Origin of the sequence: Pseudomonas sp. SMSB3, from assembly GCF_052041965.1 — a bacterium.
Classification (GTDB): domain Bacteria; phylum Pseudomonadota; class Gammaproteobacteria; order Pseudomonadales; family Pseudomonadaceae; genus Aquipseudomonas.
In genome coordinates this window covers 344,370-366,956 of the sequence record NZ_JBKGGV010000004.1, presented here as the reverse complement: position 1 = coordinate 366,956, position 22,587 = coordinate 344,370, and the positions used below count along the sequence as shown (strand labels likewise).

At 63.1% G+C, this 22,587-nt stretch carries 22 protein-coding genes; 11 read left to right on the top strand and 11 right to left on the bottom strand.

The annotated features are described in order from the left end of the window. Nucleotides 1-11: 11 nt before the first annotated feature. Together cysS and ACLEJW_RS10295 are read right to left on the bottom strand one after the other, a co-directional pair. Nucleotides 12-1,394: a cysteine--tRNA ligase gene (gene cysS / locus ACLEJW_RS10300; protein WP_145183176.1), complete on the bottom strand. Its 1,383-nt coding sequence runs from the start codon at nucleotides 1,392-1,394 to the stop codon at nucleotides 12-14. A 9-nt stretch (nucleotides 1,395-1,403) separates the two neighbouring features. Then, complete coding sequence (locus ACLEJW_RS10295) at nucleotides 1,404-3,107, bottom strand: glutamine--tRNA ligase/YqeY domain fusion protein (RefSeq protein ID WP_440777493.1); 1,704 nt, start codon at nucleotides 3,105-3,107, stop codon at nucleotides 1,404-1,406. A gap of 248 nt (nucleotides 3,108-3,355) precedes the next feature. Between ACLEJW_RS10295 and ACLEJW_RS10290 the strand changes: the two genes are divergently transcribed. Both ACLEJW_RS10290 and lpxH read left to right on the top strand, forming a co-directional pair. After that, nucleotides 3,356-3,856 (top strand): peptidylprolyl isomerase, encoded by a 501-nt coding sequence (locus tag ACLEJW_RS10290; protein WP_145183170.1) that lies wholly within the window; start codon nucleotides 3,356-3,358, stop codon nucleotides 3,854-3,856. After that, nucleotides 3,853-4,578, top strand: coding sequence for a UDP-2,3-diacylglucosamine diphosphatase (gene lpxH / locus ACLEJW_RS10285; protein ID WP_145183167.1), 726 nt, complete (start codon nucleotides 3,853-3,855; stop codon nucleotides 4,576-4,578). Before ACLEJW_RS10290 ends, lpxH begins: the two co-directional genes overlap by 4 nt. 54 nt (nucleotides 4,579-4,632) lie before the next feature. Here lpxH and pvdQ read toward each other — a convergent pair whose 3' ends face one another. Then, complete coding sequence (gene pvdQ / locus ACLEJW_RS10280) at nucleotides 4,633-6,939, bottom strand: bifunctional acylase PvdQ (protein WP_440777492.1); 2,307 nt, start codon at nucleotides 6,937-6,939, stop codon at nucleotides 4,633-4,635. A gap of 198 nt (nucleotides 6,940-7,137) precedes the next feature. On the opposite strand from pvdQ, the gene ACLEJW_RS10275 reads away from it, so the two are divergent. Beyond that, a complete protein-coding gene (locus tag ACLEJW_RS10275; RefSeq protein ID WP_313456723.1) occupies nucleotides 7,138-7,512 on the top strand; it encodes a fe2+ zn2+ uptake regulation protein in 375 nt (124 codons plus the stop codon). Nucleotides 7,513-7,546: 34 nt separating this feature from the next. Here ACLEJW_RS10275 and ACLEJW_RS10270 read toward each other — a convergent pair whose 3' ends face one another. Beyond that, entirely contained in the window at nucleotides 7,547-7,735 is a 189-nt protein-coding gene (locus ACLEJW_RS10270; RefSeq protein ID WP_145183158.1) for a hypothetical protein, read from the bottom strand. Nucleotides 7,736-7,883: 148 nt separating this feature from the next. On the opposite strand from ACLEJW_RS10270, the gene ACLEJW_RS10265 reads away from it, so the two are divergent. The 4 genes from ACLEJW_RS10265 to ACLEJW_RS10250 all read left to right on the top strand — a co-directional run bounded on the left by ACLEJW_RS10265 (nucleotide 7,884) and on the right by ACLEJW_RS10250 (nucleotide 10,292). Then, nucleotides 7,884-8,342 (top strand): hypothetical protein, encoded by a 459-nt coding sequence (locus ACLEJW_RS10265; RefSeq protein ID WP_145183155.1) that lies wholly within the window; start codon nucleotides 7,884-7,886, stop codon nucleotides 8,340-8,342. Nucleotides 8,343-8,574: 232 nt separating this feature from the next. Further along, nucleotides 8,575-8,955 (top strand): Mor transcription activator family protein, encoded by a 381-nt coding sequence (locus ACLEJW_RS10260; protein WP_145183152.1) that lies wholly within the window; start codon nucleotides 8,575-8,577, stop codon nucleotides 8,953-8,955. Nucleotides 8,956-9,018: 63 nt separating this feature from the next. After that, entirely contained in the window at nucleotides 9,019-9,669 is a 651-nt protein-coding gene (locus ACLEJW_RS10255) for a DUF2589 domain-containing protein (RefSeq protein WP_313295164.1), read from the top strand. A gap of 86 nt (nucleotides 9,670-9,755) precedes the next feature. Then, nucleotides 9,756-10,292: a DUF2589 domain-containing protein gene (locus tag ACLEJW_RS10250; RefSeq protein WP_409520656.1), complete on the top strand. Its 537-nt coding sequence runs from the start codon at nucleotides 9,756-9,758 to the stop codon at nucleotides 10,290-10,292. A 6-nt stretch (nucleotides 10,293-10,298) separates the two neighbouring features. Here the strand turns inward: ACLEJW_RS10250 and ACLEJW_RS10245 are convergent, their stop codons facing one another. The 3 genes from ACLEJW_RS10245 to ACLEJW_RS10235 are packed head-to-tail and all read right to left on the bottom strand — an operon-like array spanning nucleotide 10,299 to nucleotide 16,415. Next, a complete protein-coding gene (locus ACLEJW_RS10245; protein WP_313456718.1) occupies nucleotides 10,299-13,973 on the bottom strand; it encodes a translocation/assembly module TamB domain-containing protein in 3,675 nt (1,224 codons plus the stop codon). Continuing rightward, nucleotides 13,970-15,712, bottom strand: coding sequence for an autotransporter assembly complex protein TamA (locus ACLEJW_RS10240; RefSeq protein WP_313456715.1), 1,743 nt, complete (start codon nucleotides 15,710-15,712; stop codon nucleotides 13,970-13,972). The genes ACLEJW_RS10245 and ACLEJW_RS10240 overlap by 4 nt, the downstream gene beginning before the upstream one ends. Before the next feature lie 52 nt (nucleotides 15,713-15,764). After that, nucleotides 15,765-16,415: a GNAT family N-acetyltransferase gene (locus ACLEJW_RS10235; RefSeq protein WP_313295167.1), complete on the bottom strand. Its 651-nt coding sequence runs from the start codon at nucleotides 16,413-16,415 to the stop codon at nucleotides 15,765-15,767. Between the two features lie 145 nt (nucleotides 16,416-16,560). On the opposite strand from ACLEJW_RS10235, the gene xthA reads away from it, so the two are divergent. Beyond that, on the top strand, nucleotides 16,561-17,373 hold the full coding sequence (gene xthA, locus ACLEJW_RS10230) for an exodeoxyribonuclease III (RefSeq protein WP_313295168.1): 813 nt from the start codon (nucleotides 16,561-16,563) through the stop codon (nucleotides 17,371-17,373). Nucleotides 17,374-17,428: 55 nt separating this feature from the next. On the opposite strand, the gene ACLEJW_RS10225 is transcribed toward xthA, so the two are convergent. Next, nucleotides 17,429-18,181, bottom strand: coding sequence for an anti-sigma factor family protein (locus ACLEJW_RS10225; protein WP_313295169.1), 753 nt, complete (start codon nucleotides 18,179-18,181; stop codon nucleotides 17,429-17,431). Then, nucleotides 18,178-18,699 (bottom strand): sigma-70 family RNA polymerase sigma factor, encoded by a 522-nt coding sequence (locus ACLEJW_RS10220; protein WP_145183132.1) that lies wholly within the window; start codon nucleotides 18,697-18,699, stop codon nucleotides 18,178-18,180. Before ACLEJW_RS10220 ends, ACLEJW_RS10225 begins: the two co-directional genes overlap by 4 nt. Before the next feature lie 127 nt (nucleotides 18,700-18,826). Between ACLEJW_RS10220 and ACLEJW_RS10215 the strand changes: the two genes are divergently transcribed. The 3 genes from ACLEJW_RS10215 to ACLEJW_RS10205 all read left to right on the top strand — a co-directional run bounded on the left by ACLEJW_RS10215 (nucleotide 18,827) and on the right by ACLEJW_RS10205 (nucleotide 21,093). Then, the gene (locus tag ACLEJW_RS10215) at nucleotides 18,827-19,873 is read left to right on the top strand and encodes a catalase family peroxidase (RefSeq protein WP_313456710.1); all 1,047 of its coding nucleotides are present in this window, start codon (nucleotides 18,827-18,829) and stop codon (nucleotides 19,871-19,873) included. Next, the gene (locus ACLEJW_RS10210; RefSeq protein WP_440777491.1) at nucleotides 19,870-20,403 is read left to right on the top strand and encodes a cytochrome b; all 534 of its coding nucleotides are present in this window, start codon (nucleotides 19,870-19,872) and stop codon (nucleotides 20,401-20,403) included. Before ACLEJW_RS10215 ends, ACLEJW_RS10210 begins: the two co-directional genes overlap by 4 nt. Before the next feature lie 144 nt (nucleotides 20,404-20,547). Next, nucleotides 20,548-21,093: a cupin domain-containing protein gene (locus tag ACLEJW_RS10205; protein ID WP_145183123.1), complete on the top strand. Its 546-nt coding sequence runs from the start codon at nucleotides 20,548-20,550 to the stop codon at nucleotides 21,091-21,093. A 32-nt stretch (nucleotides 21,094-21,125) separates the two neighbouring features. Here ACLEJW_RS10205 and ACLEJW_RS10200 read toward each other — a convergent pair whose 3' ends face one another. Together ACLEJW_RS10200 and ACLEJW_RS10195 are read right to left on the bottom strand one after the other, a co-directional pair. Continuing rightward, nucleotides 21,126-21,719, bottom strand: a complete 594-nt coding sequence (locus tag ACLEJW_RS10200; protein ID WP_145183120.1) for a 2-hydroxychromene-2-carboxylate isomerase — start codon at nucleotides 21,717-21,719, stop codon at nucleotides 21,126-21,128. Between the two features lie 25 nt (nucleotides 21,720-21,744). Continuing rightward, nucleotides 21,745-22,476 carry an SDR family oxidoreductase gene (locus ACLEJW_RS10195; RefSeq protein ID WP_145183117.1) on the bottom strand — a complete coding sequence of 244 codons (732 nt, stop codon included), beginning with the start codon at nucleotides 22,474-22,476 and terminating at the stop codon, nucleotides 21,745-21,747. Nucleotides 22,477-22,587 lie beyond the last annotated feature (111 nt).

The following is a 22,587-nucleotide window of genomic DNA, read 5'->3' as shown; positions in this document are numbered from 1 at the left end:
GCTTGCCCTGATCAGTCAGCCAGGCGCCAGGTGGTGGTGCCTTTGCTGTCTTCGAGCACCACGCCCATGGCAGTGATCTGGTCGCGAATGCGGTCGGACTCGGCCCAGTTCTTGTCGGCACGTGCTTGCAGGCGGGCCTGGATCAGGGCTTCGACCTCAGCCGCATCGACTTTGCCTTCGGCGCCCGCACGCAGAAAATCGTCGGCGTCCAACTGCAGCACACCGAGCACATCGCCCAGCTCGCGCAGACGCCCTGCCAGGCCTGCCGCGGCCTCCACATCGCTGTCGCGCAGACGGTTGATCTCGCGCACCAGGTCGAAGAGCACGGCGCAGGCTTCAGGTGTACCGAAGTCATCGTTCATCGCCACGCTGAAACGCTCGACAAAGGCTTCGCCCCCCTTCGCCGCGACCCGCGGCAAGCCACGCAGGGCATGGTAGAAGCGCTCCAGAGCAGCCTTGGCATCGCGCAAGCTGTCTTCGGAATAGTTGATGGCGCTGCGGTAATGGCTAGCCACCAGCAGGTAGCGCACGACTTCTGGGTGGTACTTGGCCAGCACATCGCGGATGGTGAAGAAGTTGTTCAATGATTTGGACATCTTCTCGCCGTTGATGCGAATCATGCCGCAGTGCATCCAGGCGTTGGCGTACTGCTTGCCGGTAGCTGCCTCGCTCTGGGCAATCTCATTCTCGTGGTGCGGGAACTCGAGGTCGCTGCCACCGCCGTGGATGTCGAAGCTCTCGCCCAGGCAGCAAGTGGACATCACCGAGCATTCGATGTGCCAGCCAGGGCGGCCAGGGCCCCACGGCGAATCCCAATAGGGCTCGCCTGGCTTGACACCCTTCCACAGCACGAAGTCCAGTGGATCCTGCTTGGCTTCGTCGACCTCGATGCGGGCACCGATGCGCAAGTCTTCGATCTTCTTGCGCGAGAGCTTGCCGTAGCCGAGGAACTTGCCGACCCGGTAATACACGTCGCCATTACCTGGCGCGTAGGCGTAGCCCTTGTCGATCAAGGTCTGGATCATCGCGTGCATGCCAGCGATGTGGTCGGTGGCACGCGGCTCCAGGTCTGGCTTGAGAATGTTCAGGCGGCGCTCGTCTTCGTGCATCGCTTCGATCATGCGCGCCGTGAGGGCGTCGAACGCTTCACCATTCTCGTTGGCGCGATTGATGATCTTGTCATCGATGTCGGTGATGTTGCGCACATAGGTCAACTCGTAGCCGCTCTTGCGCAGCCAGCGCGTGACCAGGTCGAATGCCACCATGCTGCGGCCATGGCCCAAGTGGCAATAGTCGTAGACGGTCATGCCGCACACGTACATGCGCACCTTGTTGCCATCGAGTGGCTTGAAGGTTTCCTTGGTCTTGCTCAGCGTGTTGTAGATGGTAAGCACGGCGGTTCCTCAGCTGCCCCAGGAGTCACGCAGGGTGACGGTGCGGTTGAACACCGGACGACCCGGCTGGCTGTCTTTGAGGTCGGCGCAGAAGTAACCTTCACGCTCGAACTGGAAGCGGTCTTCAGGTTGCGCCTGGGCCAGCGATGGCTCGGCACGGCAGCCGCGCAGCACCTGCAGCGAGTCCGGGTTGATGTTGTCCAGGAAGCTGCCACCCTCCTCGGTTTTCTCCGGGTTGGCCGAACGGAACAGGCGGTCGTACAGGCGTACTTCGCATTCGATGCTGGCCTCGGCCGGCACCCAGTGGATCACGCCCTTGACCTTGCGGCCCTCGGGGTTCTTGCCCAGGGTGTCGGGATCGTACGAGCAGCGCAGCTCGACGATATTGCCCGCGGCGTCCTTGATCGCTTCGTCGGCGCGAATCACGTAGCTGCCGCGCAGACGCACTTCGCCGCCGGGTTCCAGGCGCTTGTAGCCCTTGGGCGGGGCTTCCATGAAGTCATCCTGGTCGATGTACAGTTCGCGGGCGAACGGCAGCACGCGCACGCCCATGTCTTCCTTGGGGTGGCGCGGCAGTTCGAGCTGCTCGACCTGGCCCTCCGGGTAGTTGGTGATGACCACCTTCAAGGGGCGAAGGACGCACATGGCCCGTGGCGCGGTGCGGTCCAGATCGTCACGGATGCAGAACTCGAGCATCGACATGTCGACCACGCCATCGGAGCGATTGGTACCGATCATTTCGCAGAAGTTGCGGATCGACGCCGGGGTGTAGCCGCGGCGACGGAAGCCCGACAAGGTGGACATGCGCGGGTCGTCCCAGGCGCTGACGTGCTTCTCGTCGACCAGTTGCTTGAGCTTGCGCTTGGAGGTGATGGTGTAGTTCAGGTTCAGGCGGCTGAACTCGTACTGACGCGGATGCGCCGGTACCGGCAGGTTATCGAGGAACCAGTCGTACAGCGGACGGTGGCCTTCGAACTCCAGGGTGCAGATCGAGTGTGTGATGCCTTCGATGGCGTCCGACTGCCCGTGGGTGAAGTCGTAGTTCGGGTAGATGCACCAGTTATCACCGGTCTGGTGATGGTGGGCGTGGCGAATACGATAGAGGATCGGATCGCGCAAGTTCATGTTCGGCGAAGCCATGTCGATCTTCGCCCGCAGGACGCGCTCGCCGTCCATGAATTCGCCGGCCTTCATGCGCGCGAACAAATCAAGGTTCTCCTCGACGCTACGCTCGCGGAACGGGCTGTTCTGGCCCGGTTCGGTGAGGCTGCCACGGTACTGCTTGGCCTGATCAGGGGTCAGGTCGCAGACATAAGCCTTGCCACGCTTGATCAGTTCAACCGCCCAGTCGTGCAACTGGTCGAAGTAGTTCGAGGCGTAACGCACATCGCCTGCCCAGTCGAAGCCCAGCCATTTCACATCGCGCTGGATCGCGTCGATGTATTCCTGGTCTTCCTTGGCCGGGTTGGTGTCGTCGAAGCGCAGGTGGCAGACGCCGCCGAACTCCTTGGCCAGGCCGAAGTTGACGCAGATCGACTTGGCGTGGCCGATGTGCAGGTAGCCGTTGGGCTCCGGCGGAAAACGGGTCACGATGCTGCTGTGCTTGCCCGAGTCCAGGTCGGCCTGGATGATCGGCCGCAGGAAGTTCGCAGGGACGGCGGGAGCGCCTTTGGCAGCGGCGTTGGGCGCGTTGTCGGCAGTGGGCTTGCTCATAGGATCCTTGAATGCACGTGTCCGGCCTGGGTAGGCCGATTGAATCAAAGGGCCTATCATAGCCGAAGCAGTCAAGCTGCTGACAGCCGGGGCACCGACAAACTGGCGTGATTTATCCCGTTGCGGGCAAAATGGCCGCCATGCGTCATGTTCATGAACATGTGTCGTGCTTGCCCGATCCTGCGTCAGGTGACTACACGCGCGCTGCGCAGCCCATTTCCGAATGCCTTGAAAGAGTGAATTTGAGCATGTCCAAAGTAAAATTGAGCACCAACCACGGCGACATCGTCCTGCAACTGGACGCCGAAAAAGCGCCGCTGACCACTGAGAACTTCGTTCAGTACGTCAAGGACGGCCACTACGACGGCACCGTGTTCCACCGCGTGATCAAGGGCTTCATGATTCAGGGCGGCGGTTTCGACGGCACCATGAGCCAGAAGAAGACCCGCGCCAGCATTCAGAACGAAGCCGACAACGGCCTGAAGAACAAGAAGTACAGCATTGCCATGGCCCGCACCATGGAGCCGCATTCGGCCTCGGCGCAGTTCTTCATCAATGCTTCGGACAACGACTTCCTCAACCACAGCGGCAAGAACGTACAAGGCTGGGGCTACGCGGTATTCGGTGAAGTGATCGAAGGCCGTGAAGTGGTCGATGCCATCGAAAAGGTCGCCACCGGCTCCAAGGCTGGCCACCAGGACGTGCCGAAAGAAGACGTGATCATCGAGAAAGCCGAGATCGTTGAGTGATCCTGCTGATCTCTGATCTGCACTTGCAAGAAGAACGCCCGGACATAACCCGGGCGTTTCTAGATCTGCTCGACGGCCGTGCTCGGCACGCCAAGGCGCTGTATATCCTTGGCGACTTCTTCGAAGCGTGGATTGGCGATGACGCCATGACCGCGTTCCAACTGTCGATCTGCCAGGCCTTGCGCCAGCTCAGCGACAGCGGCACGGCAGTTTACCTGATGCATGGCAATCGCGATTTTCTGATCGGCGCGGATTTCTGCCGGGCCGCAGGCTGCACCTTGCTGGCCGACCCCAGCGTGGTCGAGCTGGGCGGCGAGGCGGTGTTGCTGATGCACGGCGACACCCTGTGCACCCGCGATGTGGGCTACATGAAAATGCGCCGCTACCTGCGCAACCCCGTGAGCTTGTGGATTCTGCGTCACCTGCCGTTGGCTACCCGGCAGAAGCTGGCGCGCAAACTGCGCAACGAGAGCCGCGCGCAGGTACGCGCCAAGGCCACCGACATCGTCGATGTCACGCCTGAGCAAGTGCCGAGGGTGATGGCTGCGCATGGCGTGCGCACCTTGGTGCATGGCCACACGCACCGGCCGGCGATTCACAAGCTGATGGTGGATGGCGAGCCGGCCAGACGCATCGTGCTCGGCGACTGGGATCGGCGCGGCTGGACCCTGCAAGTCGATGAGCAGGGTTTTGCCCTGGAGCCATTCGACTTCGCTTGCTAAGCGACCTCCCCCTCGCGGGCGCGCTCCGCGAAGGGGTAAGCTGGCGAGCTGAGCTCAAGGCTGACGAGCCACTGCCTGACTGTTCTGCTCGCTGATCACATACTGCCGGTACTGCGGATCCGCCTTGATCTGCGCCTCGGTGAAAGGCAATGCTACCAGCTGTTTGGCGGCAAAAGCCTTGGTCTGGTCACTGGCGTGGGCGGAGCCGGCTTCACTGGATTGCGAGAAGGCCAGCAAACCGCGCGCCTGTGGTCCTTGGTCAGTGAAGCTGACCAATTGCAGGTAACTGGTGCCGCTGACCACCAGGCGCTTGCCCGTGTCATGGGGCACGCTGTACATGGCGTTGTAGATGCCCAGTTGCTGCGGCCCGCCTGGGACCGGTGTGCCGTCGACAGACTGCTGGATCTGCCCCCAACGACTATCGGCTGGAATGCCTGCCTGGGCCACTTGCTGCAACGATGCCTGCGCCGCTGCGTGCAGCCAGTTGCTCACTTCGGCCTGCTCTACCGCCAATCCGCGTGGCGTGTGCTGCGGGTCTGCTGGATCGAAGGCCACGCGCCAACTGTGCGGATGCTCGTTCAATGCCTCGAGCATAGTCTGGAAGTGCACCAGGCCCAGCCCGCTGTCCAGATCAGCCTTGCCATTCCAGGCCGCAAGGCTGGAGCACACGGCCTCGACGTCGGTCGGGGCCGTCTTGCACCAGTGCAGAAGATCGGGCAGCACCAGTTGCGCCAGGTAGACCTCGTCATCGAGCACCATGCGTTGCAGGTCGTCGATACCCAGCTTGGCTGTGCCCTGCAAACGCGCCAGGGCAAACCGCCCACGCAGACTCAGGGGTTCATCGCTGCGGCTGATCAACGGCGAGAAACCGGTCAGCGGCTGGGCCGGATTGGCCATCCAGGCGGGGTCATTGGAGTTTTGCACGAAGTCGCCACGCTGCAGGCTTGGCAACAGCCGTGCGGGGAAGATGCCAGCTTGCGCGGCCTCGGCGTCGCTCTTCCACTGGCAAGCGCTGCGCGAGCCGTCCAGCACTACCAGCGGGCCCTGCGCCGCGGGATTGCCGCATTGGCTCAGCAACTGCTGATCCACATACGGCACTACCGACTGATTGAGGTAAAGCGCCTTGCCAGCGGCATCGACTGCCAGGGTGTTGACCCAGGGAATGCCTTGCAGTTGCTCGATCGAGCCTTTCAGGGCAGCCAGACTGTCGGCACTGTTGATGCGATACCACTGTTGCAAGACCCGAGTGTTGTCCAGATTCGCATCGCGCAGGCTGTAGGCCGCCTGGTTGTCCCAGTCCAGGCGCCCTGGCCACTGCACCACTGGCCCGTAGCTGGAACTGTAGATCTGCCGCTGGACCTGCTTGAGGGTGCCATCGACGCCTTTGACCATGACGCTCACGGTGTGCTGCTTCATCGCTGTGGACTTGCCGTCCTGCAGATAGCGGGTCGGGTCCTTGGGGTCCAGTTGCAGGCGGTACAGGGTGAAGTGCTTGGACGTGTCCACCGTATGGGTCCAAGCCAGGTGCTGGTTGAAGCCGATATTGACCACCGGCAGACCGGGCAAGGCCGCGCCCATGACATCCAGTTTGCCTGGAATAGTCAGTTGCATCTGGTAAAAGCGCATCCCGCCTAGCCAAGGAAAGTGCGGGTTGGCCAACAGCAGGCCATGGCCATTGGCAGAGCGCTGCGCCCCGACCGCCACCGCATTGCTGCCGCGCTCGGAGGCGAAGCGTTGCTGTTGGGCCAACGCTGCGTCAAAGGCCGTGGCGCTGCGTTCAGCGGCAAGCGTGGGCGGCTGCGCCCCGGCCAGCGCTTCGGCGAACTGACCAAGCCCGCCTTCGGCCAACAAGCGACGGGTCAACTTGATCAAATCCTGGCTGGTAATCGCCCGCACCCACTGACCATCGCCACACTCGGCCGGCAAGCCCTGGCGCTGCCGTTCAGCCAGCACGCGATTGAAACCGCTGGCATAGCCATCCAGCAGCGCGCGCACCGGCGCCGGCTGCGCGCGCAGAAACGCATCCACCGCCTCGGGCGTGTTCAGCCATGTGAAGAACAGGTCGCTGGCCAGGTTATCGCGTTGCTCCAAGGTCTTGCCGTCGGCACCGAAATAGCGCGAGCGCTGACCATTGACCGTGAGCACCTCGTTGGCCAGCAGGCACAGGTTGTCCTGCCCATAGGCATAGCCGATGCCATAACCCAGGCCATGCTCGTCCTTGGCCACGATGTGCGGTATGCCAAAACTGGTACGCCGGATCTGCGCACTGGCATCGAGGCTGGCGGCTTGCGCAGCAGCGCTTGGGAGGAGCAGCGCAGCTGCCAGGCTGGCGTAGGTCAGTGGGCGCGAAATAGGCAACACGGGCATTCCTCGGATTCAGGGTCATGTCCCGTTCAAACGAATGACCTCATGAAAATTTTACGCGACCAAACCAGGTAAACCGTCTTGTAGAGACACCAGCAGCAAATCTTTTCGCGCTGCACTGCAGATTTGCCGATCTCATTCGTCCTAATAAGTGCCACCCCTGTTTCGGGGCCGTCCACGAAAAGGAGCATTCACATGTACAACCCGCAATCTTCATTGCAGACCGGGCGTGGCCCGGCCAAGGCGACCAACGGAGCGGACGCCGGCGGGGACGAGCGTACGGGCAACGAGCAGATACGCGAATTGCTGCGCAGCTATGGCCTGCGTACCAGCCTGATCCGCCTGAAGGTGATCGACGCCTTGCACAACGCCGATCGCACCGGGCGCAGCATCGGTGTGCGCGGAGTGCATGCGCAGCTGGAGCAACTGGACATTCCGCTGTCGTTCCTGAGCGTGCGCGAGGTGCTCAAGCGGCTGTGCAGCGAAGGCGTCATCAGCCTTGGCAATGACAAGTGTTACAGCCTCAAGCCCGAAGCGCGGGCCGTGCTCGAGCAGAACCAAGCCCGCTGAGCGGATGGCCGGCTTGCAGTGCCGGCCAATGCCATCAGCGTTTGACCTTGCGCCGCAGGACGCCGTTGATCACCACCACCACCACTGCAATGGCAATGGCCAGCCCCTGGAAAGTCTGCTCACTGATCGTGCCTTGCTTCTGCAGATGTGACAGGCCGAGCATCAGGCCCAACACCACCAGGATGATCAGAAGCGAGTATTTGAGGCGCTGCACGTGTGTCATCGAAAATTCCTTCAACATCGGGGCAATGAGCTCGCAATGAGCGGTGGCAATGATACAACGCCCGTGGCCTGCGGCGCTGCATTTCCTGCTTAGCCTGCCGCGCACGACCTGAAAGCATGGGATGACCCCAATCCCTGCTGGAGGCACCATGCGCCGCTTCGTCCTGTTCCTGAGCTTGTTTACCCCCACCCTGCCCGCCTTTGCGCTCGATACGCGCCAGGTGGCGCCCGAGCGGCTACTCACCCTGGGCAGCCAATTGTCCAGCCATGCCGGCAGCAGCCAGTGGCAGCAGCTCTGGCAACGCACCCGCGCCGCAGGGCATTTCGCTGCCGGTCCAGGGCGGGCCTATTTCACCATCGACCAGGCGGCGCTGCCTGAGCTTGCACGCCAGGCCTTGGGCCAGGCCGAGCATGTCCAGGCGCTGGATACCACGCAGGTTCGCTACAAGCGCGCGATTCCCGGCAGTCCCGTCGGCATGCTCGATGGGCAACCGCTGCACAGCCTGTGTGTCGTCATCGATTGGCGCAGCTTGCCAGAGGCCGCCGACGGCACAGCGCATGCCTCGCTGCGCGGAGCCAGCCTGATGGCCACCTACCCGTGCAACTGAGGGTGTTGATAGCTAAAGCGCTGGCAGCACTAATACCCCAGGAAAATTAAGGGCTGCAGGGCAATGAAGGGATTTCGTCCTACACGCTACGCCATCGTTGCCTGCAAGTCCTGCTCACCGAAACTACAAGTCCCAGCCCACTTGGCGCCTAGCGGCACGCTCTGACCCTCACCGAGAATTCCTCCATGCCACCCATCGGCATCGCGCCCCATCTACCGCGAGGAATTTTCCAATGGAGCTGCCAGATCTCACCGCCATCGATATAAGCCAGTTACCGCACTCGCTGCAGGCTCTGATCGAGTGCATCGGTCTTGAAAATGCCTACCACCTGACCTGCGCCTACGGTGGCAGACCCAAGTACATTCCCAAGCACCGTGAACGCACCAAGCTGGCCAGCGTGCTACCGCCTGATGCCCTCGACGCGTTGATCAAACGCTTCGCCGGGGTAGCGCTGGAAATCCCCAAGGCAGACCATTTCCTGCGCCAGTTGCGCAATTTGCAAATCCAAAAAGAAAGCGCCAATGGGCTGTCCCGCAGCCTATTGGCCGATAAATACGGCTTGAGCCTGCGCCAAATCGGCAACATCCGTCGCCAGGAACACTGCCCGCGCTGACGGCGAACCCCCAAGCGGTCGCCTGATGCGGCCGGTCCACCCTGAAGTAAGAGGTAACCTCCCATGTCCATCGATAACAGCCTCATCGGCTCGGTCATCAACGCCCTGCCGATGGATCGCATGATCTCCGCGCCACTGCAGGCAATGGTGCAAGCCCAGGTCACCGCGAGTAAATCCTACGCCGACTTCCTCATGCAGGTCTGTGTACAGGACGGCAAAGCGGTCGCGATCCAGTTCGACTATGACGAAACCATCGTCGACGAACAGGGCGAATACAAAGGTATCGTCAGCAAAACGATGAAGGTGCCGCTGCTGGCGGCCATTACCCACCCAAACATCTCCATCGAAGAAGGCAACGTCGAGTTCGAGCTGACCATCAGCCAGATGGCTGAAGATTTCAGCGAGTCCAATAAGAGCGGCGAGATGGCCGCATCGCTCGGCTGGGGGCCTTTCAAGCTGGATGTCAAAGGCAGCATCAGCAGTAAATCGACCCAGACCCGCAAAACCGATACCCGCGCCCGTTACGCCTTCAACACCTCGCTGCGCCGCCAGGATCCGCCAGAGGCGATGATGCGGGTGATCGATTTCCTGACCGAAGCGGCCACCAAGCCGACCGTGGTCAAGGACAGCACGCTGCAGAGCCCGGACGAAATTTCCAAGGTTGGCGTACTGCAAAATGATCCAACCCCAGGTGCAGACGGTAAGGAAGGCTGATCTCGCCGCTTGACCGGTTGCCCTGCCGTACCTGGCGGGGCGCCTCGCCACTGTAAGGAGCCAGGCCATTGGACACCCCACCCCCCATGACCGCGATCGACCTGCGCGACATCACGCGCGGCCTGCAAGAGGCCGCTGCCGCCACCAACAGTCTCATCGCCCAGCAATACATCACCTTGTTCGACCAGTTTTTCGACTGCGATAGCCAGGCGCTTGGCAGCCCCATGAAAGCGAAAATGGTCGAGATCGCCATGGACGACCGGCACATCATGCGCGTGCCCTTGTTCGCCCTGGTCGCACCAAAAGGCCTGAGCCTGGAGCGCATGCAGGTCGATCTCTCGGTTCGCGTCAACGCCACCGAAGCCCTCACCGCCCTGCGCGAGCAATGCGAGCAGCCCAATGGCGCCTGCTTCAAGGTGACCATCGGCGCGCAAGGCCGCCAGGGCGAAGTCCGGGATCCGGACGAGGTGCAGATACGCATGCAGTTTCACGCCAGCGAACCACCCGAGGCGCTCAACCGGCTGATCGAGGAATACACCAAGATGATCATCCCGATCCGCCGACCGTTGGTGCCCGAAACTCCGGATACCAACGAATTCATCGAAGCCGCCACGGTCCGCTGAGCGGCCTTAGAAGTCGCGTTTGTAGAAAATGTCCAGCGAGCTTGCCAGCCCGCTGGCTGCCTCCAGATACACCTTCTTGCTCAGCTTGTAACGCAGGGCGATGGTATTGGCCGGCTCGAACACCCCAACCCCATAGCGCAGGCTGAGCTTCTCAGTGAGATTGCCACTGGCAACTACACTGGTGCTGTTGCCCGACCCTTGCGTATCCAACTCGAAGTCCTTGATGCCCAGGCTCGATGCCAGGTTGCCGGTGATCCCGGCACTGCCCGCCAGACCCAAACCCAGTGCTGCCTGGGCCAACATGTTGTTGTCTTCACCGGTATTGCCCAGCGGTCGGCCGAGCACCAGGTACGACAAGGCCTGCTCCTGACTCATCGCAGGCTCCGAGAACACCGTGGTGGTTGGCTGCTCGGCGCTGCCGCTCAGGCGAATGCCGGCGATGACGTCATCGACCTGGCGGATCGCTTCGATATCCAGGTAGGGCTGGTCGATGGGGCCTGCGAACAGCAGCCGGGCGCGGCGGATGTTCAAGCGCTGGCCATAGGCGCGGTAACGACCATCGGCCAGGCTCAGTTCGCCACGGGTATCCATGTTGTCGCCAATGTGCACATGCCCGATCAAATTAGCCGTGAGGCCAAATCCGCTGAACGACAACTGCTCTTGCCCCACCTCGACATCGATGTCCATGGCCATTGCCATGGGCGGCTTGCCCTGCTCGGTCTGATTGCCCACGATGACCGTGTCGTCCGAGACCTTGACCGTCGAGGGCGGCAACTCGCGCACGGTGATCTTGCCCTTGGGCACCAGTACCTTGCCCGTCACTGCCAGCTTGTCGTCCACCAGGCGCAGGTTCAGGTCCGGGGCGACATCCAGGGTCGCATACGGCTCGACATTGACTGGCAACTGCTGCCCCTGCAAGCGCAGGTCCATACCCAACGCCTGCCCCCAGGTCAGCTGGCCGCTGAGGCGGCCGCGACCGGCGGCGCCGCTGCGCCAATTGCCATCGAGCTGCACCTGCTCGCCAGCGACCAGGGCTTGCAGCGACAGGTCCTGCAAGCTGACCGGCAGCTCGGGGCCACTGACTTCGCCACCGCTGAGCTTGAGCTCGCCATTGACCTGCGGCGCCATCAAGGTTCCGGTCAGGCGTCCATTGCCATTCAACTGCCCTGCCAGGCGCTCGACCATCGGCACGAAGGGGCGGGCTATCGACAGTTGCACGCCAGCCAGGCGGAAGTCGCCCGACAGCGGCTTGTCGGTGGCCGTGGGGTCCAGGCGCGCATTGACGTTCAACTCACCCAAGCGATCACCGCGAAACGCCAGGCGAGTGTCGACCCGGCGTGGCGCCAGGGTGCTGTCCAGGCTCAGGGTCTGGTACGGGAAATCGATCCAGCGCCCGTTGTCGCGCACCCGCAACGTGCCGCCGCTGGCGTCGACACGCACCGTGCCTTTAGGACCACCGGCGGGAATGTCGAGATTGACATCGGCATTGAGCATGCCCTGCCAAGCGAAATCTTTTGGCAACCACTGCGCCAAGCTGTCCAACGGGAACTGCTTGAGGTGGTAGCGCAAGCGGGGCTCCGGGGCCAGCCGCTGGTCTTCCCCGCAAAGACTGGCTTGGCCTGAGCGCCAGCAATGGGCGCCGAAATCGATCTGGCCGCTGGCCAGGCGTTGCAGGCGGGCGGGTGCCTGCAATTGCCAGTCCTGTCCGCCTGCCTGAATCCTGCCGCTGGCCAGGCGGCCGCGCCAATCGCCCTTGTTCAGCTGGCCATCGGCGCCGAGGTCGAGCTTGAGCTGTGGGCCGTCCAAGGCCACCGTCAGCGCCTGTTGGCGTATATCGCCCTTGGCGTTGGCCCGCAGCGTACCCAGCACGGTTTCACCCAGGCGAATGCCGGTGGCGGTCATATCGACCAGGCCACGCTGGGCGCTGTCCAGACGCGCCTGAACGTCCAGGCGCTGAATGCGGTTTTGTTCCTGGGCCAATTGCTGGCCTTGCAGGGCCAGACTGCCTTGCGGCGCCTGCAGGGTGCCGGCGAGATCCAGGCGACCTTTGACCTGGCCCTGCAACCCTGGCCAAAGCTGACCCAGACGCGGCAGGTTGATATCGACCTGCCCGGCCAGGCGCTGCTGCAAGCTGCCGCTGCCGTTGATGCGATTATCACCCAGTTGTACCGCCAGGGTGCCGAGGGTCCATTGTTGCTCGGCGCCTTGGGCCTGGACCTTGAGCATCGCCGGTTGGCCGCGCAGACGACCGGTGAGGTCGAGCTGGGCATCCAGGCTGAGCTGTTCGTCCTTCATCTGGCCCTTGCTGCGCAGTGGCCCGGCGAGGGTACCGGGGAGCTCGGCAAGCCAGTACGCCGGATTGAGCGCCGACAGTTGCAAGTCGACGTCCCAGGCCAGCGCATCGGCAAAGCGCACGGCGACGCTGCCAGTGGCCTTGCCCTGCCCGGCAGTCAAGGCCAATTGCCCCAGGCGCACTTGGCTCAGATCACCTTCGAATGGGCTGGCCAGGGTAAAAGCACCCGCCGGACCATCAAGATCGCCATCGAAAGTACCCTGGTAGTTGCCGTCCTGGTAATGAACGTTAGCCTTGAAACGCTTGACCGTGACCTGGGGCGGCGTTTCCAGCGGATACAGACGCAGCCACGGAAAATCCACCCAATCAAGCTGCGCGTCAGCGGTCACGCCCTCCTGCCAATCGGCTGTGGCCTGCAATTTGACCTGCTGACTGTCGTTGGCGGTCAAGTCCAGGGCGTCGAGCCTGGCACCCTTGGCGTCGACCAATCCATTCAGTGCGAGGGCTATAGGCCCCTGCTCAGCGGGCAGACTGGCAGTACCGGCGAGTTTATAGCCCTTGAGCAAATCACCCTGCGCGTTCAATTGCAGGTCGTTGAAGCGCAAGGTGTCAGGCAGCGCGTCTGTCGGCTTGAAGCTGTCGCTGCGAATGCGCAGTTGCGCTGGCAGGTGTTCGGCCAACGCCTGCACCTCGCCGTTCAGGCGTGCGTCGAGGTAGCCGCTGCTGGTGGCTTCCAGACGCAGGGTCTGCTGCAGCGGGCCGGTGGCCGTGAGATCGAGCTGCCAGGGTTTGCCCTGAACGGCGGGCAGTTGGACCTGGCCCTGCAGCTGCAACGGCCAGTCGCCTTCGGGCTTGATGTCGCCTTGCAGGTCCACGCGCAGGTCATCCCGTTGCAAGCGCAGGCTGTCGACGCGCAGACCGTTCTGGGTCCAATGCGCTGCCAGGTGCAGATCGCCGAGCAGATCACTGCCATCGAGGCGCAGTTGACCAATGACTACCTCGCCTACATCGATGGCCAGGGGTAATTGCAGATTGGGTAACTCTATCGGCCCGCTGTCTGCCTTCTGTTCACTTGGGGCAAAGGCCATGTCGATGCGCTGGGCATGCAGGCGCTCGATACACAGCCTGGCACGCAGCAGGCAGGCAGGCGACCAGTCGAGCAACGGCGCTTGCACCTGGACGCGGGTGTCGCCGTCGATCCAGCTCAAGCGGCTGGCTTGCCAGGTGCCTGCAAGCCGGCCCTGAAAATCATCCACGGTCAACCCCGGTACGCGGGCAAGCGCCCAACGGCTGCCGCTTTCGCTGCCCAACAGCACCGCCAGGGCCACCACCACCAGCAGCAGCGTGGCGCACACGCCCAACAGCAGGTATTTCAACACACGCTTCACAGCTCAGGCCCCATGGAGAAATGCAGGCGAATGCCGCCCTCGTCATCCAGCGCCTTGGCCAGGTCCAGGCGCAGCGGGCCTACCGGGGAGACCCAGCGGACACCGAAGCCGACCCCGGTCTTGAGGTTGGGCAATTCCAGGTTATTGAACGCACTGCCTTGGTCGACGAAGGTCGCTACTCGCCATTTATCGGTGAGCGAATACTGATACTCGACGCTGCCTGCGACCAGGTAACGGCCGCCGATGCGATCGCCGTCGCTGTTCTTCGGCGACAACGTCTGGTAGTCGTAACCGCGCACGCTCTGGTCGCCGCCGGCGAAAAACCGCAGCGATGGCGGGATGTTGTTCTTGTAGCCGTTGGTGGCGCTGCCACCGAACTGGACACGGCCAAGCAAGCGGTGGTTCTGCCCGACCGTGGTCAAGCCCTTGAGCAACACATTGCCATGCAGCAAGTTGGTGTCCGACACCAGCCCTTCCTTGGCGACCTGCGCATCGAACTGCAGACGGTAGCCATTGTGCGGGTCGATGCGGTTGTCACTGCGCAGGTACGAATAGCTCACCCCGGGCATCAGCAGCGTACTCAGCCCCGAGTCGTCGCCCAGGCGGTACTCTTCGCGCTGATACTTGAGCGAGATCACCCGCTGCCAGCCGCTGGGCAGCTTGCTGTGCCATTCAGGGCCTACGGTAAGCAGCTTGCTCAGGGTATCGGTGCCGGCGATTTCCTCGTTCTGGTAGCCGCCGGCGAAACGCAGCTTGTCGGTCAGGGGCGGGTCGAGCGGCACGTCGTACCAGATGCCGACGTTCTGCCGGGGTGCGGACAGCTCGGTTTCCCAGCCATAGCTATGGCCCTGCGGATTGACCCAGTGCCGCGTCCAGTTGGCCTTGCCGCGCGGCCCGACGTCGGTCGAGTAGCCCAGACCCAGGCCGATGGTACGAGGCTTGCGCGTATCCAGGCGTACCTGAACCGGAATCTGCTCGGCGACCGCGGCGGTGGGCGCTGCGTCCACCCGCACACCCTCGAAATAACCACTGGACTGCAGGTCGTTGTTGAGTTCGGCGATCAGCTGGGAATCGTAGGGTGTGCCTGGTTTGAACGCCACCATGCGTTGCAGCAGGTCTTCGTCCAATGGCGTGTCGCCGGTGAATTTGACAGCCCCCAGGCGATAGCGCGGGCCACTCTGATACACCAGGTCGATATCGGCAACGCCCGCCTTGGGATCGACGGCCAACTGCTGCCGGCTGAAGCGACCACTGAAGAAGCCGTAACGCGACGCCTGGTTCTGGATCAGCCGCTTGGCATCTTCATACAGGCCATGATTGAGCTGGGCTCCGGATCGCAAGGCTTTGCTGTCGGGCACGTGAAAACCCGGCATGTCGCTGGCCGGACCTTCGATGCGCACCGTCACATTGCGCAAGCGCACCGGCTCACCTGGCTCGATCTTGATGATCAGGCGCGGCGATTGGTCAGCCTGGGCAGGCGGCCTGACTTCGGTGTCGATCTGCGCCAGATAATAGCCAAGCGCCTGCGCCGCCTTGCGCGCCTGCTCCTCGGCTCCGCGACTGAAACGCACCAGCGCTTCTTCGTCACGGTCTCCCAGGCTGCCGATGTAACCCTCTACATTGGTCTTGAGCGCTTTGTTGGCAGGCTTGACCTGCACCACCAGCTCGCTCTGGCCCCATGCTGTAAAACTGGCCACCCAGAAAACCAGGCCCCAGGTAAGTCTTCCTGAATACGTCATGCGCCGCATGCTACCAGAGCCAAGCGCCCAAGGGAGCCGTCAGAGGGCCGGTTCAAGCGATTGATGGCAGGCTCCTCGCCGGATTGGGATGAAAGAACACCCGCTCGCGGATAGGCCCCAACGCCACTTCGCCGATCTCCTCGTAGCCCTGGCGGGCGTAGAACGCCAGGTAGTGCTCGTTGCCAGAGTCCAGCACCACGCCTTCGGTATCGGGATCGTCAGCGCACCAGTCGTGCACAGCTTGTAACAATTGCTCGCCGTAGTGCTGCCCGCGATAGTCCGGATGTACGCCCAGCAGCGGCAACGTATGCACCTGGGTAGGCGGCACGCAGGTCGACAGTGCGGCCTGATAGTCCAGATAACGCCGAGTGCAGCGCTGGCCTGCCCCCAGCAACATGCGCAAGCGCCACGCCCAGCTATCGGCCACGCCCAGGCGGCGCAGCGGCGGGACGATCAACGCCAAAGCGATCAGGCGATCGTCGAGCAGCAGGCCAACGGCAGGCAGTTGCAGGTAGAAATGCTGGCGTACCCACTCACGCACCAGGGTGCGCAGCCGCCGTTCATAGCCGGGTCGCTGGGCTTCGAACAGGTAGGCAAACGTGGGTTCGTTACGGTACGCCTCGAACAGTAGCGCACGTGCTTCTCGTCGGTAGCCGGCATCGAGCAGGCAGACACGTGCCTGGGCGGCAGAGGTTTCGGGCATGGCGGGCAGTCCTCCTGGAAATAGCTGCTCTGTGCCTTGGAGACGCTTCGCTGTGCATCGTTCATCTTTAAACACCACTGCCGCCAGGCTGGTGATCGCGGCCGATGTTGGTTAGCATCCGGCCTTTTGCCGGGATCGTCTTTACATGAAGATCGTCTGTTTCAACATCAATGGCCTGCGCGCCCGTCCGCATCAGCTGGCCGCGCTGATCGAAAAGCATCAGCCGGACGTGATCGGCCTGCAGGAAACCAAGGTCAGTGACGATCAGTTTCCCCTGGCCGAGGTGCAAGCGCTGGGCTACCACGTGCACTTTCACGGCCAGAAGGGGCACTACGGCGTCGCGCTGCTCTCACGTCAGGCACCGCTGAGCCTGGTCAAAGGCTTTGCCAGCGATGAAGACGATGCCCAGCGGCGCTTCATCTGGGGCACCTTCGCCGATGCCGACGGTACGCCGATCACCATCATGAACGGCTACTTCCCTCAGGGCGAAAGCCGCGACCACCCCACCAAGTTCCCGGCCAAGCAACGCTTCTACAGCGACCTGCAAGCACTGCTCGAAGGCCAGTTCAAGCACGACCAGCCGCTGCTGGTGATGGGCGACATGAACATCTCTCCCGAGGATTGCGACATCGGCATTGGCCCGGACAACGCCAAGCGTTGGTTGAAAACCGGCAAGTGCAGCTTCCTACCAGAAGAGCGCGAGTGGATGCAGCGGCTCAAAGGCTGGGGCTTGGTGGACAGCTTCCGCCACTTGTATCCGCAAGTGAATGACCGCTTCAGCTGGTTCGACTACCGCAGCCGGGGTTTCGAGGACGACCCCAAGCGGGGCTTGCGCATCGATCTGATCATGGCTTCACAGGCGCTGGTGCCGCGGATCAAGGCGGCTGGGGTGGATTATGAATTGCGCGCCATGGAAAAGCCGTCGGACCACGCGCCGATCTGGCTAGAGCTGGCTTAAGCGCTTCACGTCGGCCATTGATGGTGCGAGCTGTGCGCCAGTGCTGCAGAAGCTTTCACAGCCCCAGCCGCAGTGCCTCGCCCACCCCTGCCCCACGGCGATCGTCGGCGGCACTGACCAGCGCGAAATTGTACGCGCCATGTGACCAGTAACGCGCTTCGAGCTGGCCATCGACGCGCTGCCCTTGGGGCATGCGCTGATAATGGTCACCGGGCGAGCGCAGGAACAAACTGATGCGCTCGCCATTACGGTCCTGGAACACCAGTAGCGCCGCTGGCCCCTGTTCATTGCTCAACAGACGCGCGCCGACGGGCTGAAAACCGTAGCCGGCCAGATCCGGCAAGGTGCCTACCCGGCTGAAGTGGCGGCCGAGCCAATCACGCAATTGGCCTGGGTCGCTGACCTGGACGTCCAGGGCCTGGCTACTGGCGAACAATCGATGGGCTTGCACGGCATCGGCCATCGGTAGCGCGTTGGCGACCAAGGTCATTTGCCGCGCCTGCCAACCGCCCATGCCACCGATGCCCAGCGCCAACATCACGACCGCCGCCGAGGCCAGGCGTCGTTGGCGGCGCTGACGCAGCCGTTGCTTGATGTGCTGCAGGTCCAAGGCCCCCGCTGCCGGTTGCTCGGCGAAACCGGCCAAGGCGGTGCGCAGCCGCCGGGCATCGTTGCGCCAGCCCTCGACCCTGGCCGCTTCCTGTGGATTGGCCGCCAACCAGGCTTGCACCTCGGCGCGGCGCGCCGGCTCCAGGCGGTCGTCGATATAGGCATGCAGTTCGTCTTCGGCAGGGATCAGACGGGTCATTTAAGTCTCCGCAAGGGCGCAGGCGCGGGATTGCCTTCGGTCAGTCCACGCAAGGCGGCACGCGCGCGTGACAGGCGCGACATCACCGTGCCGATTGGAATTTCCAGGGCTTGGGCCGCTTCCTTGTAACTCAGGCCTTCAACGCTGACCAACAACAGCAACGCGCGCTGCTCAGTCGATAGCTGGGCGAATGCCTTGAGATCGGCCTGGGCGAAGACGATGGCCTCGGTATTGTCGCCCAGCGCTGGATCGTCGGCCGAGCCACGGCCGAACCACGACAACCAGCGGGCGTGCAGACGTTCGCGGCGCTTGGTATCGAGAAACAGGCGATAGAGAATGGTGAACAACCAGGCGCGCAAAGCCTCGGCTTCGCGCTGCTGAGTGCGCCGACTCAAGGCCCGCTCGACGGTGGCCTGGACCAGATCGTCGGCGCTGGCCGGCTCGCGCGTCAGCCACAAGGCAAAGCGCCGCAAGCGCTGCAGCAGATCTCGCCATTGTTGTTCGTCCAGATCTTGCATGGTCAGTACCGGGCGCTGGGTGGTCAGTGTAAGGTCAGACGGCTGATCGTGAAATCTATTCCAGGCCAAGGAATAAGTTTCGCCTGGCTGCGTCGTACTTGCACTTTTACCGACGCGGAGCACTCACATGAATTCACCCTTGCACGGCCCCGCCAAGGCTTTACGCCTGGCGGGCATCGGCGCGGCGATGCTGGCGCTGGGCGCAGGCTTCGCTTATGCCGCCGGCTGGATCGGCAGCCCTGAGCTTACCCCGCAACGCATCATCGACACGTTCGAGGCCCAGGCTGGGCATCACCCCGGCTACCGCAAGAACCACTCCAAGGGCCTGTGCATCAGCGGTTACTTCCAGCCAAGCGGTCAAGCCGCCAGCCTGTCCACCGCGCGCGCGTTCAGCCAGGCGCGGGTGCCGGTGATCGGCCGCTTCGCCATCGGTGGTGCCAATCCGTACGCCCCCGACACCGCCATCGCGGTGCGCAGCCTGGCGGTTCAGTTGAGCACCGATGACGGGCAAATCTGGCGCACCGGCATGAACAACCCACCGGTCCTGGCCGTCAGCACCCCGCAGAGCTTCTACCAGCAGGTGTTGGCCAGCACCCCAGACCCTGCCACCGGCAAGCCGGACCCTGCCAGGATGCAGGCTTTTTTCGCCGCTCACCCCGAAAGTGCGGCGTTCCGCCAATGGGCGGCCAGCTATAAACCCAGCGACAGCTTCGCCAATACCCAGTATCACAGCATCAACGCCTTCCGCTTGATCGATGCCAGCGGCACGGCGCATCCGGTGCGCTGGCAACTCGAGCCGCAGACACCGTTCGCCGCCCTGCCCGGCCAGGTCGACGACAAGCTGTTCCTGCAGCACGACCTGCAGCAGCGCCTGGCCCAGGGCCCGTTGCGCTGGACGTTGCGTGTGGTATTGGCCGACCCGGGCGATGCCGTGGACGACCCGGCCAAGCCGTGGCCGGCCGAGCGCCGCAGTATCGACGCCGGAAGCCTGGTGATCGAACACGTCGACGCGCCTGAGCAAGGCGCGTGTCGTGACCTGAACTTCGACCCGTTGATCTTGCCAAGCGGCATCGAGCCGTCTGCCGACCCCATTCTCGCCGCCCGCTCGGCGGCTTACTCGGAATCTTTCAACCGGCGCAGCCGCGAGTCGCTGGGAACAGGAGCACAACCATGAAGCCGGTCACCTTCCATCCGCTCGCCCGCTTGCTGCACTGGCTGATGGCGTTGCTGATCCTGGGCATGTTGTTCATCGGCGTGAGCATGGTCGGCGACTTGTCGCCGCGCCACCCCCTGCTGGTCGAGCTGCACAAAGCCACTGGCCTGGCCCTGTTGCTGCTGGTGGTCATCCGCATCGGTGTGCGCCTGAGCCTGCCGCACCCAGCGCTGCCCGCTGACCTGCCAAGCCTGCAGCGCCTGGCTGCGAAGGCGTCGCACTGGTTGCTGTATGCCCTGATGCTGGCGATGCCGCTGCTGGGCTGGGCGATGCTTTCTGCAGGCGGCTATCCGCGCCCACTGCAACTGCCGGCCATCGCCCCGCAAGACCTGCAACTGTACGCCGTGCTGCGTCAGGCCCACGGCTGGGCGGGCTACCTGTTGTTCGCCACCGTGCTCATACACCTGGGGGCGGCGCTGATGCATGCACTGGTGCGCCGCGACGGTGTGTTGCGCAGCATGTGGCCAGGCCCCGTCGGGCGCGGCGAGTGACCGCTCGGCCCGAGCGTGCAGCGCGCCGCTCGGGCCAGCACTGGCGCGTGGTCGGGCGCTCCTGATACGCACAGCGCGCAAGCCTGCAGAGTATGTTTTAATGCGTCGCCCATTATTTTCAACACCTCTAATTACAAGGCGGCTATGGACACGGGGACACGACTCAAACTGGTGCGCGAGCGCAATAACCTCTCTCAACGGGAACTGGCCCGGCGCAGCGGGTTGACCAACTCGACGATCTCGCAGATCGAGCAAAACCGTGTCAGTCCGTCGGTCAGCTCGCTGAAAAAACTGCTCGAAGGCATTCCCATGTCCTTGGCCGAGTTTTTCAGCTTCGACGAGCCGGCACGTGAGGAGCGTTTCGTGTTCAGGGCCAGCGAGCAACCGGACCTTGGCCGCAATGGCCTGCGCATGCTGCTGGTAGGCGCCAGCGTAGAAGCCCGGCAAATGCGCATGCTGCGCGAACTGTACGCGCCCGGCGCCGATTCCGGCGAGCCAATCGTGCATGCCGAGGGCGAGGAATGCGGACTGGTCACGCGCGGCACCGTGGAGCTGTGGGTCGATGGCCAGGTGAGCGTCCTCAACTCAGGCGACGGTTACTACATTCCCACCACCCTGCCGCACAGTTTCAAGAACATTGGCCAGGACGAAGCGGAAATCATCAGCGCCAACACACCCGCCAATTTCTGAGCCGCCTGGCCGTACCCGTCAGACGCCAGAGTTCACCGGCTCAACGCCTCGGCGACGAAGTCCAGGCGATCCTGGCCAAAAAACATTTCCTCCTCGACGAACAGGGTTGGCGCGCCGAACACACCGCGCGCCACAGCCTGCTCGGTAAGGCGCTTGAGTTCGGACTTGATCTCGGCGTCTGCGGCAAGCGCATGGAAGCGGTCTGGGTCGATTCCGGCCTCAGCGAGGTGTCGATCCAGCACCCCGGCGTCGCCGAGATCGAGCTGCTGCGCCCACAGACCGTCGAACAGCGCAGCCAACAGCACCTCGAATTGCCCTGGCTCGCGTAACTGCATGCCCAGGGCGCCGCGCATCAGCATCAGGGTGTTGATCGGGAACCCTGGTGGCAAGCCAAATGGCACTCCATAGCGACGCGCGTAGCGAGCAAGATCCTTGAACATGTAGCGGCCTTTGGCGGGGACCATCGCGGGTGAGGCGTTACCGGTGGCCTGGAACACTGCACCGAGTAGCATCGGGCGATACACCCAATGCGCGCCGTGTCGTTGGCACAGCGCAGGCAGCTGAGTCCAGGCCAGGTAACTGGCTGGACTGCCGATATCGAAGTAGAACTCCACGGTTTTGCTCATGCATCACACTCCTGGCACAGCGTATTCACCAACGCTCCATCCACGGGCGCAGGTCCAGTTCGAACGTCCACGCATCACGCGGTTGTGCATGCAGGAACCAATAGCTGTCGGCGATATGCTCAGGATCGAGGATGCCGTCCTGATCCTTCAGGGCATAGCGCTCGGGGAAGCTGTCGCGGATGAATGCGGTGTCGATGGCGCCATCGACCACCACATGGGCGACATGAATATTGCGCGGCCCAAGTTCACGGGCCATGCTCTGGGCCAACGCCCGCAAGGCGTGCTTGGCCCCGGCGAACGCGGCGAAGCCGGCAGCCCCGCGCGTGCCCGCGGTGGCTCCGGTGAACATGATGGTGCCGCGTTCGCGGCCGACCATTCGCCGCGCCACGGCCTGGGCGGTGAGAAAGCCGGCGAAACAGGCCATCTCCCATATCTTGAAATATTTGCGCGGCGTTTCTTCGAGGATGCTGCAGGGCACATTGGCGCCGATGTTGAAAACGAAGGCTTCGATCGGCCCGATATCGCGCTCGATGGTTTCAACCAGCTCAGCCACTTCCTGCTCATCGCGCGCATCGGAACCAAATCCATGGGCCTGCCCGCCGCTGGCGCGGATGTCCTCGAGCAGTGGCTGCAGCTTGTCGACCTGACGGCGCGTCACGCAGGCGACGAAGCCTTCACGAGCGAAGCGCTTGGCGATGGCGCTGCCGGTCGCATCACCGGCCCCGACCACCAGCACGACTTTGCATTGCTCTGGCATGGCGCCTCCTGATTGACTGATCACCTGGCCAACAACGCTAGGGCATGATCGCCAAGGCCGTCAAAGCGCCCATCGGCCATAGTTGCCGGCGATCACGCCAGGCAACCAGGG